Raw genomic sequence first — 16,864 nt, 5'->3', positions numbered from 1 at the left:
TGAGATTCCTCCTAATCAATAACCTCTAATTTTGAGATATATTCTCGGACGCAATTATTCAATTCAAGCCATTTTTCTTTGATTGTTGTGGTTCGCTCATATTCTTTATCTGTATAGCTCTCTTTTTTCTCTTGTGAAGCGAAATACAATACATTGTACCTTCTTTGAAATGCATTAAGCTGTTGACCGCACAATGCTAATATCTCATTATATTTGTTATACAAGTCTTCCGAGATAAATGCTCCATTTGCATATAAAGCATCTTGTGCCATAACAATAGCGTTATTAGCATTCACATAATTATTGTTTTCATATTCTTTTCTTTTGTCTTTATCTGCTGGAAAATATGCCTTTCCGTCAGGAATCATTAAAATGATGTTTTTAACAGCCGTACTAAATCCTTTGCTTAATGTTCTATATATTTCAAATTCTGCATCAAATTTTACTTGGCTCACATACTCTTTTTTGCTCAATTCTGTTTTATATTTTTCTAAAGCCCGTTCTAACTTATTTTCATACTTAACAGATATTCTTTCAGCTATGATATTTGATGAAAATTTTATAACTGCAATAGCTATGCCTCCAACACCGCCAGCACTAACAATGCAGGCTGTCGCAATAGACAATACTTGGGATAAATCCATTATAGTTCCTCCAGTTGTTTCAAGAGTGTTTTCAGTTGCTTGTTCAACTCCACCTGTCGGTTGAACTGCTTTTCCTTGCGTATCTTCGCACGGAGCTTTTCAATCTCTTTTGTGAGCTTTTCCCGTTCCAGTTGCCGTTCAACAGTCTCTTTCAGGCTCTCGCTGTTTTCCTGTGCCAGCGTATCGCCTGCAATCTGACGAACAAGGTTCTCATAGACAGTATCCATGTTCAGACCGTCTATCCGCAGGGAGAAAGTATCTTCTGTAACCCAATCGGTGTGATAATAATTCCCGACCTTGAAAGCAGCATTTGTGCTTTCTTCCTTGTAGCCTGTCCAAAGTTGATACTGTTCCTCAAATTCCAGTATGAATATCAGATGATAGTGGAGCTGCCTGTCCATTTGCCGAAGCACATTCAGGTCAAGCTCGCTTGTTTTCAGCTTTATCAGAAAGACTTCGACTTCTTCAACAGTACCGCCTTTCTCCACATTCAGTGTATCGACGGACAGCTTATGCACCCAGCGTATCGAGTTTATCTGATCTATGAAACTGCGCTCCAGTTTCTTATCGATAGCGAGCTTGTCATAAAACTTATTCTTCGGAACGAGCTTTCCGAAATAGGTGCTTTCGGGCAGTCCAAACATTATTTGTCACCATCCTTTACCACAAGGAAACATATCAGTTCAAAGTCCGACAGTCCCGAAATGTCCGACACAAGCGCACTTGTGCCACCCGAACCGAACAAGCTGTCAATGTCGCTTTCAGCTTTCGTGTCGATGATAGAGTCGATAGCCATACTCAGCAGTTCGCTCATCTGCGACATATTCCTGCCGTCATCTGTCTCCTTATTGAACACCGCACACAGTTCCTTTATCGGCTTTGACTTGCCCCTGCACAGCAGACGCACATCGTCAAGCAGTTTCTTCGGATTGAGATAATCGCAGATCACTTCGCCGTCAATGCCGATATAAACCATATAGAACGGGTGTATGCGGTTCTGATTGCCGATATTCACGCTGTCATTCACATTCCGCAGAACGAATATCACACCCTCACCGAGTTCATCTGTTGCAGGCACAACAGCGTGAAGTCCCTTCGGCTTCTTTTCAATATCCTTATGTGTCTTAACATATTCCAGCAGGTCAAGGCGGTATTCGTTCAGCCCCAAGTCCATAATAGAAATACCATCGTTCATGTCTTCCATATCAACAACTTCATTCATCATCTTTCGGAGCTGAGAGCTGCGGTATTCCAAATCGCCCTTTTCTTCTGCATTGATAAGGTCATCATCACCCGTAGAGGTCATGACCGAGATTTTCATTCTTGTTTCAACTCTTGATTTCAGGTTCAGATAATCATCAAGGTTCATATCAGGCCAGAAGTTCACAAGCTGAATGACTTCGTTTTTACTGCCGATACGGTCGATTCGTCCGAAACGTTGGGTTATGCGGACGGGATTCCAGTGAATGTCATAGTTTACAAGGTAGTCGCAGTCCTGCAAGTTCTGACCTTCGGAAATACAGTCTGTTGCGATAAGAATATCTATCTCCTGCGTACTTCCGGGCATAAGCACATCTCTGCCTTTGGATATGGGCGAAAACAGCGTCAGCACATTATTGAGTGTGGCTCTTTTTAGCTTTATGGTTGTCCTGCCGTCCTCGCTGCCTGTAATCATAGCAGTATCAAGCCCGAATTGTTGCTTGACATATACGCTGACATTCTCATAGAGATACTCCGCCGTATCTGAGAAAGCAGTAAAGATAATCATTTTCTTATTGCCTGCGTTGATATGAGCATTCTGTTTTTTTGTGATAAGCTCAAACAGCGCCTGCAATTTGCTGTCATGCTCAGGTGTAATATCTCTTATCATCAAAATCAGCAGTTCGAGGGTGTCCTTATCCTTTTGCAGATCATCACGCCATGAGCGATAGTCCATATCCGCAAGGTCTATCTTGACTTTTTTGCCGACAGTAAAGTCGGTGTTGCTGTCATCAATGTCGAAATCATCGTCGGTCATTTCATACATATCGAGATTAGCGGCACCGTGCTTTTCAAAAGCATTGATAGCATTTATCGTAGTGGTTATAAGGTCTAAAATTCGCTGTAATGTAAGCGAGAACGAGTTGACCGAGCTTTCCAGTCTTTTCAGCAGATTTATCGCCATGAGCCTGCGGATACCAAGCTCACGGTTAGACTGTCTGAAATTATCGCTGGTGTCCATATATTTTGAGAGTTTGCTCTCAAAGATATAATGTGACGGCATATAGATACATAGTGATAATTCTATCAGACTGCTGTATATCTCATTGTAATTAATAGCATTGCTGAGGTCTGTAAGACACGGAGTAAGCGAGATAGGTTTCAACCTTTCGGGAAATTTGCCTATCTTTTCACTGTTATAATATTTCTGTATGTGCTTTCTTGAACGTGCAATAGTAACACTATCGAGCAGCTCAAAGAAATCAAAATCAAGCATACGCAGCAGCGAATCGGTAGTACGCTGTTCCTTCGGATAATCGCTCCATTCGTTGAATACTCTCTGCGCCTGACGGAATATTTCTTCTATGGTTTTCTTTGTATTCAGCTTTTCGCTCAGGTTCTCAGAACAGCCCTCATAAGCAAGTGCAAGCTGGTTTCGCAGATCGGTAAAACGGTTATTGACAGGCGTTGCCGACAACATAAGCACCTTAGTTTTAACGCCTGCACGGATAACCTTTTCCATTAACCTTTGGTATCTGTTTTCCCTTGTATTGGAATGTGTGCCGATACCGTTTCTGAAATTATGGGACTCATCTATAACGATAAGATCATAGTTACCCCAGTTCAATCTTTCAAGATCAAGCCCGTTGGAATAACCGCCGTCACGGGACAAATCGGTATGGAACAACACATCATAATTCAGGCGGTCGGAGGCGATAGGATTATTTACATAATTGTCCTTGTATGTATTCCAGTTTTCAGCGAGCTTTTTCGGGCATAATACAAGTACGGTCTTGTTGCGGTTCTCATAATACTTGATGATCGCCAGTGCCGTAAACGTCTTGCCAAGACCTACGCTGTCCGCAAGAATACAACCGTTATATTTTTCGAGCTTGTTGATGATAGCAAGGACAGCATCACGCTGAAAGTCGTAGAGCATATCCCATATCTTGCTCTGCTTGAAGCCTGTTGCTTCGTTTGGCAGTTCATCTTCGGAAATATCTTCAAGAAATTCGCTGAACACATGATACAGCGTCATGAAGTATATAAACTCCGGAGCATTTTCATTATAGGCGGTACTGATGCTCTCAATAACAGTTTCTGTTACATCTTCAAGTTTGGATTTATCATTCCAAAGATTATTAAAAAGTGAAATATACTGCTGAGCAAATGGTGTATCGAGACATTGAACCATATTATAGGCATTATTGCCACGATCACAACCTATATCGGTTGTAGTAAATCCAACAATAGGCGAATAAGCCGATGACTCAGTCTGATTATCGACAGTAACAAAACCAATCATTCCGTCACCGCTGACATTGGAACGGAATTTCACCTTAGCTTTGATCCAGTCGGCGCACTCCTTAGCAATAGCCTTCTGTGTCATTTCATTGCGAAGCTTTATCTCAAATTCCGTACCGTATAGTCCCGACTCTCTGTCCATACGGGGAATAAAGAACTCACGCTTCTCTTTTTTCGCTGATTCCTTTACAAACGTCGGTGAGGTGAATATGAAGCGGAGTTCCTCTATATTGTCGAGCTGTTTTTTTAGCTCTTTGTATGCGTACATGGAAAAGCAGGAGGCGGCGATCGTCATCTTACTGCCTTTCTTTATGTTTTCTATCAGTTCATCTTTTAACAGAGTGCTGATATTATCAATTACCTTCAAGCTGTTACCTCCCTTACTGCAAAGTAAGTACATAGGTCTGATTTTTCGCAAAATTATTGATTTGACGAGAAAAGCGTAATTTGTCCCGATAATATGCAGTTTTCAAGATGCTGACTGACGATACTTTTACGTTCCGCTGACGTTCACGCACACTTTGACAGCAGACTCATGCAAGTACGCTTGCGCTCCATATCGGAATGAATGTAGCGGTTGAGAGTGACTTCTACGGAACTGTGACCTAAAATCTCAGAGAGCGTTTTCACATCAAAGCCCAGCTCGACACAGCGAGTTGCAAATAAATGGCGCAGGCTGTGATAATGAAATGACGGCAAATTTGCGTTATGCAGTATCTTGACAAAGCGGTACTGCATAGTCCTCGGTTCAACGGGCTTCTTTCTGCCCGATACCACATACACCTCACCGTTATCCATAAACTGCCTGAGCAGAGGGAGCAGACAATCGGGAATGGGAATCGTCCTCTTGGAGCTTTCGCTTTTAGGCTCGGTGATGATGAGCTTGGTGTGCCTTGCTCCCGTCCTGCACTGTACACGCTGAATTGTCTTGCTGACGGTCAATGTCCGTTTTTCAAGGTCTATGTCCTTCCATTGAAGGGCGCAGACCTCGCCTATACGCAAGCCCATATACATCGAGATGGATATGCCCACGCTTGTGACAGACGGATGCTTATCAAGATATTTTTCAATCCTGAGCTGCTGTTCCTTATTCATGACAGCAATTTCAGGCTTATTCTTTTTCGGGAGAACGATACCATCAAGTACGTTACGGATACGATACTCACGGCTTGCATAGCGGAACACGGACTTGAACAGCACCATAATATCCGACAGATACCGCACCGACAATCCCTCTTTCAGCTTTCTTTCGATAAATGCGTATATATCTTTGGCTTTCAGCAAACAGCACTTTATCTCTCCAAAGGCAGGGATAAGGTGCTTTTCTGCTTTCATGGCATAGTTGGCGGCGGTTGACTCCTTGATGCGAGATGCTGTAACGTGAAGCCACTCGGTCACAAGTTCCCTGACCGTCATTTCCGTTACAGCGTACTCGTCCTCGCTGTGATCCAGTGCTATCATAGCCTTGTATTCTGCTTCCTCACGGCTCTTGCCGTAGAAAGACTTGAATACTCGCTTTCCGTTATCGTCTTTCCCCATAGAAATACGGCACTCCCAGCGCCCATCCCTGCGTTTATATACCGTTCCTTTGCTCATAATAATACCTCCGATATAGTCTTTATGATTATTTTACCAAACTGACAAAATCGCTTGATCTTTCCTTGACATACGGAGGGATTTTTGGTATAATTTATAATGTATAGGTATATCCCGCTACGGCATTTTTGCCCGTATCGTCAAATCAATAATTTTGCGAAAAGTTGTAGTGTTGGTTTTTTCTTAAGTTTGACTTATTTGTTTTTAAGCCATCTTGTTTTGACCATAGAAGATACTAAAACTTACTCTTTTAGTTGTTATTTTGTTTTGGGCGGTAAAGGTCACTTATGGGTTATCCATCTGTGACACTTAATATTTTTAATGACTGGTACGCCCGTGATACGAGTAAGAAGATCAGAGCCGTTTTTAAGGCTAAGGGGCAGTCGGGGAAGCCTTTATCTCTCCCGATTTACAGTTATAAAAAGTCCGAAGCTAACAAAAATTTGTGGCTCGTTGACGATGAAGCTGCTGAGGTTGTCCGAAGGATATTCAAGCTCTGCATTGAGGGCTACAGTCCGGTGCAGATTGCCCGCATTCTCACGCAGGAAGGTATCCCGACTCCTACAGCCTACGCTCTGTCAAAGGGTAGGGATAACGGTCACAAGAACGCTAAGCTGCACCGCTGGAGCGGAAAAACTATCAGTCACATTCTTGATCGACCCGAATACATCGGGCATACAGTCAATTTCAGAACACACAAGAAGTCCTACAAGAACAAGAAAACCGTGAAAAATCCGCAGGAAGAATGGCTCATCTTTGAGAATACTCATGAGCCTATCGTAACTCAGCAGGAGTTTGATTTAGTGCAGGAGCTTCGCAAGAACAAACGCCGTCCCACCAAACATGAGGAAGTCAATCCATTTTCGGGTATGGTCTACTGTGCCGACTGTGGAAAAAAGATGTATCTGTGCCGTGCGACAAGTCTGACCGCAGATCAGGAGCATTTGAAGTGTTCCACATATTCCTCAGACAAGGACGCTTGTTCTGCTCACTTCATCAGAACTATTGTACTGAATGAGATCGTGCTGAACGAGCTGAACAAACTGCTTGTCAGGGTTAAGGAACATGAGGACGAGTTTGTGCAGGCGGCTATGGACAATTCCGTTCAGAAACAGACCTCGGAGCTTTCCAAAGCAAAGAAAGCCATGAAACAGGCTGAAAAGCGTATTGCTGAACTGGACAGGCTGTTTACAAGGCTTTATGAGGACAATGTATCAGGGAAAATTTCCGATGAGCGATTTACTGTTATGTCATCAGGATATGAGGACGAGCAGAAGAAACTGAGGGATAGCGCTTCAGAGCTTACTCCTGAGATCATGCACGAACTGATCGAGAAGATTGTTGTTCATGCTCCCGATAAGAGCAGTGGGCACCGCACACAGCAGATCGACATTTATTATCGCTTCGATGTCGCAGTATCGACTGCGGTCGCTGACAGTATGAAGTACGACAAAAAGAGAAAGGTTGCGTAACCAAGGCGGTTACGCAACCTTATCTTCAAATCATAAAAACTTCTTTATTGGCGCTCCTCTAAATGTTCGTCCTTTTATTTATCAGTTATAACCGCAGGCAAGACGTTTCTCAAACTCAGCCGCAGGCAGAGGCTTGTCAAACACAAAGCCCTGAACAGCGTCACAGCCAACTTCTCTGAGATAGTCAAGCTGCTGCTCAGTTTCAACTCCCTCGGCGATAGTTTCCTTGCCAAGCTTTTTAACCATTTTTATAATGTAATAGAACATTATAAGATCTTTATCCTTGCCCTCATAATCCTTTTCAAGAGGAATAAAGGACTTGTCTATCTTTATTACCTGCAGATCAACATTCTTTATCATATTGAGCGATGAAAAACCGGTGCCAAAATCGTCCATAGATGTGACGATACCATTAGCTCTCAGACCATTCACGATCTCTGTGATAAGCTCAAAATTCTGATAATCCTCGCTTTCAGTAAGCTCTATTTCTATAAGCTGGTGATCAAGCTCGTATTTGTCGATCAAGGCAACTATATTACCTATCATATTTTTTTCTTCCAGGTGCTTCCTCGAAAAATTCACTGATATCCTCAAAGGTTCAAAACCCATATCTATGCGTTTTCTCAGCCATTTGCAAACTTCTTCAAGCACATAGTAGTCAAGCTTTATTATGCTTCCGTCATTGGTAAGAAGCGGAACAAACTCCACCGGTGCTGTTAACCTTCCCTTTCTATGCCAACGTACAAGGGCTTCTGCACCAAATATCTCCTTGGTTTCGATGCGTACCTTTGGCTGATAATACACCTCGAACTCACCTGCCATAAGCCCAGCCATGAAGTTTGACAGCACTCCCTGAATTTTCATCAGTTCTTGTTTTATATTTTCGGAATACTCCATTACATGGCCTGCACCAACTCGTCTTGCAGCAGCATATGCAATGCTTGCACGAGCCATTACTTCTCTTGGATATCTTATACCCACAGTTGACGAATATCCGATGGTTGCACTAAAAATAAAATCCTTTGATACTTTGCCATCATTATACCTTATGTTCATAAAGCTGAGCATATCAATATATTCTCTGAGCGATTCGTTCTTTACAAGCATAACGAAATTATCGCCGCCAAGTCTTGCGATCATCTCACCATCTGAAAGATTTCGGTATATTGTCTTTGTATAATTACGCAAAACAACGTCGCCCTGTTCGTAATTTAATGCCTTATTTACATATTTGAAGTTATGTATATTGAAAAAGATTATACTGAAATCCTCTATCCTGTTTTGCGCTATAAGCATACCGGCGTAATTTATCAAAGCGTCTAAAGTTGCTGCACCTGTTTCGATATCCGTTTTTATAACATGAGTAACAAGCTCCTGCATAACTACCCTGTTAAATTGGATAAAAACAGTGTTTGCGATTATCTCTACGATATTCCTTTGCTCGTTATCAAAGCCATTGGAATTACCAGAATAAAAGGTCACTGTTATAAAGCCGCCTTCAAACAAAGGAAAACTTGCCTCAAAAGGCTCGTTTTCCACGTCCTTCTCTCTGTCATAAAGCACCATGAGCATATCTGCACCATCCTCACAAAGCTTTGTTGCAGGCATTTTCACTGCAAGCTCCGCTCTGACGATGTCAAGCTTGTCTGCCACAGCAGCCACAGCATTTTTCACCTTGGCACTGCATTCGTCCATATCCGCCGAATCTTCATATATCGTTCGGAAGAAAAGCATCAAATCATTATCAAAATTCATTTTTATCCCCACTAATTTTTATTCATTTATCACGTTCAGGAAAACGTTTTCAAAAATACCTACACTTACCTTATTTCATTTTACTACTTTTTATAAAAAAAGTCAAGCAAGCATAGCAAAACGCCGTCCTTTTCCGACGGCGTTTTATCGTCTTAGTATCTATAGCTGCTCTCACCTACAAACTCCCTTGCAAGGGAATTTACAGGCACACTTTCGAGCATCACCGGCTCTATCTCCTCAAGGGCTTTTAGCATAGGCAAAAAGCGTTCAAAATCCTTATAGCTCCTGCTCTCACGTCGCAGTGTATCCAAAAGATAGTTCTTATACAAGGCGGGCTCATAAGCGTGAAAAGTATCCACTGAAAACTCAGCCCTGTGCTTGTATGGCATTATATACTTGTTCTCGCCAGCCTCAACGCTGTCGAACATATCTAGTGTTTCCGCTGTACTTCTGCCACGGAAAAATCCGTCCCTTATAAGTCTGCGCATAAGCCTGATATAGCAAGGATGCAGAAGCTCACCGTCTTTCAATTCAAGTCTGCTTCTTACACTGACGTACATACATCTTGCATAATCCCCAGCCGCACCTGTGACCTCTGGATTAAGGGCATGGATACCCTCAAAAACAACTATGTCGTTTTTGTTTCGTCTGAGTTTTTCTCCATCACGCCTGCATTGTTCTGAAAATTCAAACTTCGGCAGAACGACTTCCTCACCGCTGTTTATCTTTTCCATATGCTCATAAAGAAGCTTTCGGTCTATTCTGTCAGGAGATTCATAGTCAGGCTTGCCGTCCTCTCCTATAACAGCGGTGAAGCTGTCAGCAGGCAGAAAATAATCGTCCATAGAGATAGTGTGGGTGTGTATTCCCCTGCTGTCAAGTATTTCCTCTATTTTCAACGCTGTTGTGGTCTTGCCCGCCCCTGACGGACCAGCCAAAAGCAATATAGGCTTCTCCTTTTGATGCTCCTCGATGCTGTCTGCAATGGCAACGAGCTTTTCATTATATTTTCTGTCGCACTCTTCAACAAAAAGCTTTTCGTCATCTCTGACCTTTCTGTTTATAGCACTGACGTGTATCTTTTTCATTGTGTGGTTTGTTCCTTTCGTATGCATCAGGCAACACCACACATAAAGCGTGCAGTGTTGCCCTGTATCTCATATTATATGTGCAGCAAAAGCTAATCGTTCCACTTTGCACAGATATTATTTATGGTATCAGTGAGCTTTGCAAGGTCTTTATTCGTAAGACCTGAGCTTTTGTTCACCAAAGCCGTCAGCCTGTCAAGAGCGCTGAGCAGACGCTGATAGTTAGGCGACGCACCTGTCTTCTTGACTATCTTTATAGGGGTCGTGTTTTTGAACTCGCCGCTTATAAGGTCAAGTTCCGCACCGCTGTATGGTGCAAAGGCGTTTAGTCCGAAATCGTTACGCAAATGCTCCTTATACGCCTCGGCAACAGAATCCTCGCCGTGGTTGACAAAGACTTTCTTAGGCGGCTTTTCATAGCTTTTTATCCACCTGTCCAGACCGTCAACGTCAGCATGACCGCTCACGCCTGGCAGCACCAGTATCTCAGCCCTGACAACGACTTCCTCGCCGAAAAGCTTTGCCGTTTTTGCACCCTCCACAAGACTTCTTCCAAGGGTATTCATAGCCTGATAGCCCACAAAAAGTATGGTGTTTTCAGGTTTCCACAAATTGTGCTTGAGGTGGTGTTTTATTCTGCCTGCCTCGCACATACCGCTTGCGGAAATTATTATCTTAGGTGTGTCAATAAAGTTTATGGCTCTTGACTCGTCACTTGTGACAGCAATATTAAGTCCGCTGAAAGTGATAGGATTTATGCCCTTGTTCACATAGGACATTGCCTCTTCATCGAAACAGGAATTTTTGTTCTTGTTGAATATCTGCGTTGCCTCGATAGCAAGTGGAGAATCCACATACACAGGAAAATCCCCATGACCCGTCACCATATTCTCCGCCTTGATATGCCTTATAAAATAAAGCAGTTCCTGAGTTCTGCCCACTGCAAAGGACGGTATAACAAGGTTTCCTCCCCTATCAAAGGTCTTTTGAATGACCTCTGCAAGACTCTTTGCATAGTCCTTCGGCTTATCATGGCGACGGTTACCGTATGTGGACTCCATTACAACATAATCTGCCTCTGTTATATACTGCGGATCTCTGATAAGAGGCTGGTCAAGGTTTCCTATATCTCCCGAAAATACGATCTTACGTTCTTCACCGTTCTCTGTGAGCCATATCTCGATGCTTGATGAGCCAAGCAGGTGACCTGCGTCGATAAAGCGCACCTTTATGCCCTCGGATATCTCCGTCACCTCATTATATGGGTGTGGGCAAAGGCAGGCAATAGCCGCCTCTGCGTCTGCCATAGTATAGAGTGGCGACACCTCGCCTGTACCCTTACGTTTGCCCTTTCTGCTTCTCCACTCTGCTTCAAACTCCTGAATATGCGCTGAATCTCTCAGCATTATCTCACATAAATTACAAGTGGCCTCCGTTGCGTGTATCTGTCCAGCAAAGCCGCCTGCCGCCAACAGTGGAAGCAGACCTGAATGATCTATATGAGCATGAGTCAGCAATACAAAATCTATATTTCCAGGAGGACAAGGTATCTTCGCATTTTCAAAATAGTCAACGCCCTGCTCCATTCCGAAATCCACCAGAAATCTCTTTCCGCAGGCTTCTATATATGTACAGCTTCCCGTTACCTCATGTGTTGCACCGATAAAATTAAGTTTCATTGCCCTTATCCCCTCGTTTCGTTCATATTCTGTGACAGTATCTCTATCACACTTACATTATAGCACATTCCAAGTGTGATTTCAAGCATTTTGCATAAAAATATTTGATTATCGGCAATTATTTTGTAAAGTCTGAAAGAACGTCAAGTAATAATGAGGTAAGCAACAGCATATAGATTACTACAGAAAAATTTAATGGGGTGTGAACAATGAATGGATCCGAAAAGGAACGATGTGTGCTGCTTGGAGAATATGTTGCGGCACACAGAGCCACGGTACGCTGTGCGGCAAAGGAATTTGGCATAAGCAAATCCACAGTACATAAGGATCTGACAGAACGTCTGCCGAAAATCTCTCCTCAGCTTTTCAAAAGCGTAAAAGAGGTCCTTGAGGAAAACAAACGTGAAAGACATATAAGAGGCGGAATAGCGACCAAGCATAAATATGAACAGCAGTTCAAAAAGGCTGTAAAATAACAGGCGTAAAAAGCTAGCATTTTTAAATTTACAATTTGATCTTACAACAAAAGACTGCATTACGACCATTTTCAGGTCGATATGCAGTCTTTTGCATTTACTTATTCTGTATATTATTATAATTCAATTAAATGATGCCTTATATTCATTTCCCCACTTCTCCATAGCGTCTAAAATAGGACGCATGGTCTCGCCAAGGTCGCTTAGCGAATACTCTACTCTCGGCGGCACTTCTGCATAAACAGTGCGAACGATTATCCCGTCTGATTCCATTGCACGGAGATTTTCCGTAAGCACCTTCTGACTTATACCTGTCAGTGACTTTTGAAGCTCATTAAACCGCCATGGACGCATACGCAAATTGCGCAGGATAAGCAGTTTCCACTTGTTGCCGATAAGCTGCACAGTTGTTGCTATAGGACATTCAGGCAGATCTTCTTTTCTCAGCATATTATCACCTCAATAGTTTCATTTAGAATGTTACATTCATTATAGCATATTACAAGTCAAAAAGCAACATTAGTTTTATTCATATAATGTTTACAATTTTATTTTTACATAAAAACAGCGTTTTTGCGCAAAACTTACTTTTTGGTAACTACCTTACAAAAAAGTGCGTACTTTTCAAGGTAAAAACTTTGTGATATGATAAAGTCAAGGAAAGAGATCAAGCGCTTGTTCTTCCGAAAGTCAAATCCAAACGCAAAACTTTAGGAGGAATATATTATGAACAAAAATACATTTACATCTGTTAAGCTCGCAAAAGGCGAAGTGAACGTTTACGATTTCGGTGGCATAAAGCTTCACGCTTACAAGACCAACGATTTTCTCGACAACGAAGTTTTTATCGTCGAGAAAAACGGCAAGGCTGTCGTTATCGAGTCACCTTGCTTCTTTGACAACAATATCGAGCTTGCAGACTATCTCAAGGACGTTGAGGTAGAAGGTATGCTGGTGGCATATCACGGCGCAGGCGCAACGTTCCTGCCTGACGTGCCTAAGTATGCAACACAGAACGCTGTGGAATATTCAGAAAACGGTGGTGGAAAGGCTCTTATCAACAACTTCACAGGCGCATTCGGCGATATTTTCGACAAGTCAGTTCACAAGATAACGAACGTTATCAGCGAGGGCAAGATCGCTATCGGCGGCATTGATTTTGTTATCAAGCAGACTTCTGAGGCATTTGACGTTGAGATACCTGAGATAAATGCAGTTTACACTCATATGCTCGGTCACGATTGCCACTCTATCGTTGCAGGGGCAGGTCACGCTGACGCAATAATTGCACAGCTTCGTGACTATATCGCAAAGGGCTATGACCTTATACTCACTTCCCACTACACACCTGAGGATCTTAAAGACGCTCAGACAAAGATAGACTATCTTGAAAACCTTAAATCCATTGCTGCAAACTGCACAAGCGCAGAAAGCTTCAAGGCAGAAGTCGAGAAGCAGTATCCAAACTACAGCGGCGGAAATTATCTTGACATGACAGCAGGGTTTTTCTTTAAATAACATACCTTATAGAAAATCAAAAGACTGCACATCGTCCCTGAATGGGTCGAGATGCAGTCATTTTTATGTTATCAGAATTTTCTTGCTTCCGCCCTTTTAGAAATAAGATCTTTCCATGCAGAGGGGTGGAAAAGTATCAGCAGAGGGAAAAGCTCCAATCTGCCTGCAAGCATATCGAACATGAAAACGAACTTTGAAAAAACAGAGAAGTTTGAAAAGTTGCCTGTTGGACCTACCTCCGCAAGACCAGGTCCCATGTTATTGATGGTTGTCAGCACAGCAGTAAAGTTTGTTACAAGATCTTTACCATCAAATGCCACCATAAAAACTGATGAAGCAAAAATTATCACGAATGTTACGATATAAACATTTATAGAACGCACTATCTCATGCTCAACAGGTTTGCCGTCAAGGTTTACCTTTCGTATGCTCTTTGGGTGTATATATGAGTGAAGCTCCTTTATCATTGTCTTGAAAAGCACGATCACTCTTGATACCTTTATACCTCCGCCCGTACTGCCTGCGCAAGCTCCTATGAACATTATAAGTACAAGCACCGTCCGGCATATCTGAGGCCACAGATTAAAGTCAGTGCTTGAAAAGCCCGTACTTGTAATGAGCGACGCCACCTGAAATACTGATTTTGTAAGTGCGTCAAAAATGCTAACACAGCGGTCGAGGATATTTGCGAATATTATAGCTGTGGCAATGAGGATTATAGCAAAATAACACCGTACTTCCTCCATTTTGAATGCCTTTTTAAAGTGCCTGTATATAATATAATAGTATGCGTTAAAATTCACGCCAAACAGTATCATGAAAATGGCAACCACCCACTGCAAATATGGCGAATAGCTTCCTAAGCTGTCGTTCTTGACTCCAAAACCACCCGTGCCTGCCGTTCCAACGGCTGTACAAATGCTGTCAAACACAGGCATTTTGCCGATAATAAGGAAAATAAATTCCAATATGGTCATGCCAAAATAGATTATATAAAGTATCCTTGCGGTATATTTCATCTTTGGAACAAGCTTGCCCACTGATGGTCCAGGGCTTTCCGCCCTCATAAGATTTATATTTGAGCCACCGCTCAGCGGTATGATAGCAAGCAGGAAAACTAAAACTCCCATACCGCCTATCCAGTGCGTGAAGCTTCGCCAAAAAAGTGCAGTATGAGAAAGCGCCTCAACATTGGTAAGGATCGAAGCACCGGTTGTTGTAAAGCCGGAAACTGTTTCAAACATAGCATCCGTGAAGCTTGGTATCTCTCCGCTTATCCAAAAAGGCATACACCCAACAAGGCTCATAACTATCCAGCTCAAAGATGTTGCTATACAACCCTCTTTGAGATAAAACACATAGTTTTTAGGCTTTTTCCAAGCCATTACCACACCAATAGCAAGGCACACAATGGCTGTTCCAAGATAATAAAGTCCCACGCCTTCCCCATAAACCAGCGACACTATGCAAGGCAGCAGCAAAAAGCAGGCTTCCATTCGCATAACGTTTCCTAAAATATATCGAATGATCGAGCTGTTCATATTTCCTCCGCTATTTCAGAATATCAGTGATATCGTTAAATCCCGTATGAGTAGTGACGACCATTACAGTGTCGCCCCTCTCTATAGTATCCTGACCGCTCGGGATAATGATCTTGCCGTTTCGGTTTATGAATGCCACAAGCAAATGTCTTTTTAAATCAAGAGCCTGAAGCTGTGTACCTGTGACCTCTGACTCCTGATCCACCTTGAACTCGATAGCTTCTACTCTATGATCGAACAAATGATACAGCGTTTCGATATTGCTATCTCCCGATTCGTTCTTCGCACGGACGTAGGCTATTATCGCCTCAGAGGTGATATATCTTGGATATACTACGCTTCCAAGGTCCAGTCTGCTTATAACGTCCTTGAAGTTTATCCTGTTTATCTTTGTGATAGTCTTAGCATTTGACACCTGTCTGGCATGAAGAGTGAGCAGGATATTTTCTTCGTCTATTCCCGTGAGAGCCACAAATGACTCTGCATACTCTATGCCCTCTTCCTTCAGAAGTTCCTCGTCAGTGCCATCACCGTTTATTATTATCGCCTTTGGCAAAAGCACGCTGAGATCCTCACAGCGTTGTCTGTCATTCTCGATTATCTTGACGTTGATCCCCATGCCAATAAGACGTTTTGCAAGATAATAAGCCGCCTTGCCACCGCCTATTATCATTGTGTTCTTCACCTGATTTGTCTTCACACTGAGATCCTCAAAGAACGTTCTTGAAAAATTTCTTTGGGTGCAAAATGAGATAACATCATTCTTTTTCATTGTGAAATCGCCGGATGGAATATATATTTCCCCTTCTCTCTCAACAGCGCATATAAGCAGGTTTGTTGCCGTTTTACGGCTAAGCTCAGCGATCGTAGTGCCGACAAGAGGATTGCCCTCAGGTATCTTATACTTTATAAGCTCCGCCTGACCATTCGCAAAGGTGTTTACCTCAAGAGCTGTTGGCAGACAAAGTATTCTTGACGCTTCTCTTGAAGCCTCAAGCTCAGGATTTATGACCATTGCAAGGCCAAGCTTCTCTCTCAGATAGACTATCTCCTTGCTGTAATCAGGTGTTCTTACTCTTGCTATAGCCGAACACTTTGCTACTCTCTTGGCAAGTGTACAACAAAGCAGGTTAAGCTCATCAGACTCTGTGACAGCAATTATAAGGTCGGCATTCTCTATGCCGGCGTCCTGCTGAACGCTAAAGCTTGCACCGTTTCCTACGATGCCCATAATGTCATAAAGACTACTGAGTTCCTGTATTTTCTTTGCATTCTTGTCAACTATCGTGATATCGTGACCCTCTTTCACAAGCTGTTCAACAAGGGTCGTGCCTACTTTTCCGCAGCCCACAATGATAATATTCAAACCGCCTGCAGGCTTCTTTTGTTTACTCATATTTTTCCTCCCACCGAATGACATACTGCCATTCACAGCAGTTCTCTGCACTTCTTCTCTTCATTAAGCAGAGCCTTTTTATAAAAGCGTATAATTCCATATCATATAATGTATCACTATGCTGTTAATAATATGTTAAAGTATAGTAAAGATATTAATAAAATTTACGACGATTGCCTAACTCATTTTTCCAAA

12 protein-coding genes and 1 pseudogene are annotated in these 16,864 nt (G+C 42.5%); 3 read left to right on the top strand and 10 right to left on the bottom strand.

Annotation, left to right across the window (positions count from 1 at the left end):
• Positions 1 to 11 precede the first annotated feature (11 nt).
• The 4 genes from DW938_RS07790 to DW938_RS07775 all read right to left on the bottom strand — a co-directional run bounded on the left by DW938_RS07790 (position 12) and on the right by DW938_RS07775 (position 5,744).
• Complete coding sequence (locus DW938_RS07790) at positions 12 to 644, bottom strand: hypothetical protein (RefSeq protein WP_118124407.1); 633 nt, start codon at positions 642 to 644, stop codon at positions 12 to 14.
• Complete coding sequence (locus tag DW938_RS07785; protein WP_118124406.1) at positions 644 to 1,288, bottom strand: DUF4391 domain-containing protein; 645 nt, start codon at positions 1,286 to 1,288, stop codon at positions 644 to 646. Before DW938_RS07785 ends, DW938_RS07790 begins: the two co-directional genes overlap by 1 nt.
• On the bottom strand, positions 1,288 to 4,515 hold the full coding sequence (locus DW938_RS07780; RefSeq protein ID WP_207660694.1) for a helicase-related protein: 3,228 nt from the start codon (positions 4,513 to 4,515) through the stop codon (positions 1,288 to 1,290). The genes DW938_RS07785 and DW938_RS07780 overlap by 1 nt, the downstream gene beginning before the upstream one ends.
• 143 nt (positions 4,516 to 4,658) lie before the next feature.
• Complete coding sequence (locus tag DW938_RS07775) at positions 4,659 to 5,744, bottom strand: tyrosine-type recombinase/integrase (protein WP_118124405.1); 1,086 nt, start codon at positions 5,742 to 5,744, stop codon at positions 4,659 to 4,661.
• 311 nt (positions 5,745 to 6,055) lie between these two features.
• Between DW938_RS07775 and DW938_RS07770 the strand changes: the two are divergent.
• Positions 6,056 to 7,216, top strand: a pseudogene (locus DW938_RS07770) (recombinase family protein); the annotation flags it as partial.
• A gap of 81 nt (positions 7,217 to 7,297) precedes the next feature.
• On the opposite strand, the gene DW938_RS07765 reads toward DW938_RS07770, so the two are convergent.
• From DW938_RS07765 to DW938_RS07755, 3 genes are all read right to left on the bottom strand, one after another.
• Entirely contained in the window at positions 7,298 to 8,971 is a 1,674-nt protein-coding gene (locus tag DW938_RS07765) for a bifunctional diguanylate cyclase/phosphodiesterase (protein WP_118124404.1), read from the bottom strand.
• A gap of 152 nt (positions 8,972 to 9,123) precedes the next feature.
• Positions 9,124 to 10,059 (bottom strand): nucleoside kinase, encoded by a 936-nt coding sequence (locus DW938_RS07760; protein ID WP_118124403.1) that lies wholly within the window; start codon positions 10,057 to 10,059, stop codon positions 9,124 to 9,126.
• Positions 10,060 to 10,151: 92 nt separating this feature from the next.
• Positions 10,152 to 11,738, bottom strand: a complete 1,587-nt coding sequence (locus DW938_RS07755; protein WP_118124402.1) for an MBL fold metallo-hydrolase — start codon at positions 11,736 to 11,738, stop codon at positions 10,152 to 10,154.
• A gap of 209 nt (positions 11,739 to 11,947) precedes the next feature.
• Between DW938_RS07755 and spoIIID the strand changes: the two genes are divergently transcribed.
• A complete protein-coding gene (gene spoIIID / locus DW938_RS07750) occupies positions 11,948 to 12,214 on the top strand; it encodes a sporulation transcriptional regulator SpoIIID (protein WP_038671255.1) in 267 nt (88 codons plus the stop codon).
• A 123-nt stretch (positions 12,215 to 12,337) separates the two neighbouring features.
• On the opposite strand, the gene DW938_RS07745 is transcribed toward spoIIID, so the two are convergent.
• Positions 12,338 to 12,664, bottom strand: a complete 327-nt coding sequence (locus tag DW938_RS07745; RefSeq protein ID WP_117877944.1) for a helix-turn-helix domain-containing protein — start codon at positions 12,662 to 12,664, stop codon at positions 12,338 to 12,340.
• Positions 12,665 to 12,940: 276 nt separating this feature from the next.
• On the opposite strand from DW938_RS07745, the gene DW938_RS07740 reads away from it, so the two are divergent.
• The gene (locus DW938_RS07740; protein WP_118124401.1) at positions 12,941 to 13,732 is read left to right on the top strand and encodes a hypothetical protein; all 792 of its coding nucleotides are present in this window, start codon (positions 12,941 to 12,943) and stop codon (positions 13,730 to 13,732) included.
• A 71-nt stretch (positions 13,733 to 13,803) separates the two neighbouring features.
• Here DW938_RS07740 and DW938_RS07735 read toward each other — a convergent pair whose 3' ends face one another.
• Both DW938_RS07735 and trkA read right to left on the bottom strand, forming a co-directional pair.
• Positions 13,804 to 15,273 carry a TrkH family potassium uptake protein gene (locus DW938_RS07735; protein ID WP_117897684.1) on the bottom strand — a complete coding sequence of 490 codons (1,470 nt, stop codon included), beginning with the start codon at positions 15,271 to 15,273 and terminating at the stop codon, positions 13,804 to 13,806.
• 10 nt (positions 15,274 to 15,283) lie between these two features.
• Positions 15,284 to 16,669, bottom strand: coding sequence for a Trk system potassium transporter TrkA (gene trkA / locus DW938_RS07730; RefSeq protein ID WP_118124400.1), 1,386 nt, complete (start codon positions 16,667 to 16,669; stop codon positions 15,284 to 15,286).
• Positions 16,670 to 16,864: the final 195 nt, after the last annotated feature.

The organism is Ruminococcus sp. AM43-6 (assembly GCF_003461785.1).
GTDB classification, from domain to species: domain Bacteria; phylum Bacillota; class Clostridia; order Oscillospirales; family Ruminococcaceae; genus Hominimerdicola; species Hominimerdicola aceti.
This window is presented reverse-complemented; position numbering and strand designations above follow the sequence as displayed.